Below are 2,545 nucleotides of genomic sequence, written 5' to 3' on the forward strand. Positions count from 1 at the left end.
GTAATCCCCCGATAAAGTACCCGTATAAAAAAGAATCGCTATAGCAAATCGAACAAAGCTATAGTGATTCTGTATTTATATTCTTGTTTTTCGTTAGAGTATTATTAGAGTTCTTTGGAGTTTCCCGATTCCCAGCAATGGGGTAGCAGCTCTTTTAGGTCTTTCTCCTTGTTGGCTGCATAATACGGCAATAGTGCAATCACCTCCGTGAGCCATTCCCGGGGGTTAATGTTGGAGGCTTTGCATGATGCCAAGAGCGAACAGATTATGGCAGTGTTCTGCGCGGCTTCATGGTTTCCACAAAATAAGAAGTTTTTTCTTGATAAGGCTATCGGACGAATCGCATTTTCGGCCAGATTATTATCTATTTTAAGCCTGCCGTCTTTCAGATAATTCCTCATACGTGGCCAAAGTTGATACGCGTAAGCGATAGCTTGCCCCATCCGGCTTTTAGGAAGCACTTTCGGATAGGCTGTTTCCATCCATTTTTCCAGTTGCTCAAGTATGGGAAGTGCCTGTTCCTGTCTTCTAAGCATGCGTTGCTCATAAGTGAGTTCCTCCTGGTCGGCAATCTGTTCGATCCGATAGAGTTGCTGTATTTGAGCCAGAACATATCCGGCCAGGGATTCATTCTCTTCTTTGGCAACCTCGTAATGTCGCCTTATGTGGGCAAGGCATCCGACAAGGCACACCTCTTTCTTACCCTCAAAGATGTTGTAGGCCGCATAGCCGTCACTTTGAAGATATCCTTTGAAGGTTTGTAATAATTTCCAGGCTGTTTCCTGTGAGCGGGAACCGTCATCATAATGAAAGAAGACCAATCCATCCATAACCGCCCTGACTATCCACAAGTATTCCTTAACCGCTTTATGATTCTGTTTGTTGATAACCGGTAATGTCGTTTCGTCCACCTGGATATAGTCGGCCTTCAATACCTGTTTCTTCAACTCTTCATAGAGAGGTTTAAGTAATTCACAGGCAGGTTTGAACCACCCCTGAAGCGTGTTTTCCGAGATCTTCAGGCCTAAATGGTGAAACTCACGCACCTGACGATAGAATGGTACATGATATTCATATTTTTGCAAGAGGATTTCAGTGAGCAGGCTGGCACCGGGAAGTCCCTTGTAGATAGGCAATAGCGGAAGAGGGGCTATAATAACACTGCCCTGATGCCCCTGAGGCAAACTTATATTGTCTTTCAGGCCATACTTGGGACGTATGATCTCTTTTACGTATAATTTGCCCGGTTCAAATTCAAGTGTACGTGTGCGTTCCTCGCCTATGCGCTTGTATTTATCCGGATCGACTCCTTCGGGTTCTATGACAATCTCCACTACAGGAAGGCCATCCAACATGTTGCGGTTCTGACGCACTTTCTTTTTGGGAGTCGTCGAGCAGACAGGTTCTTGGGCTGCGGCTTCTTCCGGTATTTCGTGTTCCAACGGCTGAACAGGTGGATCGAACAGTGATAGCTGGTTCGGATCCAGATGGGCTAATTTCTCGCTCTTACGGCCGAATAACTGACGATTTAACCAGGCTACCTGAGCCAGCAGTTCCTGAAGCTTATTTTGCAGCTGTTCGTTCTGCCGGGTCAGACGCTCGATTGACTCAGACTGGGAGCTATTAGCCTGCTGGAGTGTGGCCACCAAAAGTTCTAATGTTTCTGTCTGAGTCATTCGTCATACCTGTTTTGAACAATACAAAAATACAGAAAAGCAACCGTATAATCAAGGTTTCACCTGCTGTTTTTCAGTACTGCATGTCACTTTTTCGTAACGCTTTCAGACGTTTGAGCCTTTTGGAAGGTTCGTCGTTGATTCCCTCTACCATCAGAACCAGGTCACGCCACTGCATAGGGTACGACTTGCTTTCTTTGTCATAAGAGGGAAGGCGGAAAGTGCCTTCTTCAAGTCGTTTTATGTACAAAACCAGTCCGCCATCTTCCGCGTGTAGCAGTTTCATTGTAGTGCGCTGGCGGTTGATAAAGATAAACACATCACCTAAACGGACATCATATCCCATTTTATCATGAACAACCCCGCATAATGAGTTCATACCTTTACGCATATCTGTCTTACCCGGACAGAGAAAGTAGCGCATCGTGTCATTCAGGCAAAACATGGCGATTGCAGAGTTGAGTGAGCAATTGCATGGCCGCCTGGGATTCAGCCATACCACTGAAGTGGGCGATAATACCACCGGGGAACTCTATCCGGATCTCACCCGTTTGTATAGCGCCACTATCACAGGCAGAGTGGGAAGCAGGTGAAGAGGTGAGGCTAACCGGTGCAAACTCCTCTAAAGAGGAAGAATGCCTATCCATATGATAACGCCTCGATAGGCCAAACTTTCCTTTCCAATAGTAAAAGCTTGATTCGGTATAGGCTTCATTTATACAGAAGTCTTTTATCGTCAAACCGCTACGCTGTTGACGAGACAGGATTTCAATGAATTCTTCTTTACTCATTTTTTGCATAGTCTTTTTTCTGGCAAAGATCGAGACTTAAAGATACAAAGACAACGGGTACTTTATCGGGGGCTTACA

Annotated in this window: 3 protein-coding genes; all 3 read right to left on the reverse strand. The window is 45.4% G+C overall.

Annotated features, from left to right (window positions below):
- Nucleotides 1-104: 104 nt before the first annotated feature.
- The gene (locus DW640_RS23105) at nucleotides 105-1,676 is read right to left on the reverse strand and encodes an IS66-like element ISBthe6 family transposase (RefSeq protein WP_005805141.1); all 1,572 of its coding nucleotides are present in this window, start codon (nucleotides 1,674-1,676) and stop codon (nucleotides 105-107) included.
- A gap of 73 nt (nucleotides 1,677-1,749) precedes the next feature.
- Nucleotides 1,750-2,121: an IS66 family insertion sequence element accessory protein TnpB gene (gene tnpB, locus DW640_RS23110; protein ID WP_015531149.1), complete on the reverse strand. Its 372-nt coding sequence runs from the start codon at nucleotides 2,119-2,121 to the stop codon at nucleotides 1,750-1,752.
- Nucleotides 2,105-2,476 (reverse strand): hypothetical protein, encoded by a 372-nt coding sequence (locus tag DW640_RS23115; protein WP_005805145.1) that lies wholly within the window; start codon nucleotides 2,474-2,476, stop codon nucleotides 2,105-2,107. Before DW640_RS23115 ends, tnpB begins: the two co-directional genes overlap by 17 nt.
- Nucleotides 2,477-2,545 lie beyond the last annotated feature (69 nt).

The organism is Bacteroides sp. AM23-12 (assembly GCF_003434395.1).
Lineage (GTDB): Bacteria > Bacteroidota > Bacteroidia > Bacteroidales > Bacteroidaceae > Bacteroides > Bacteroides thetaiotaomicron.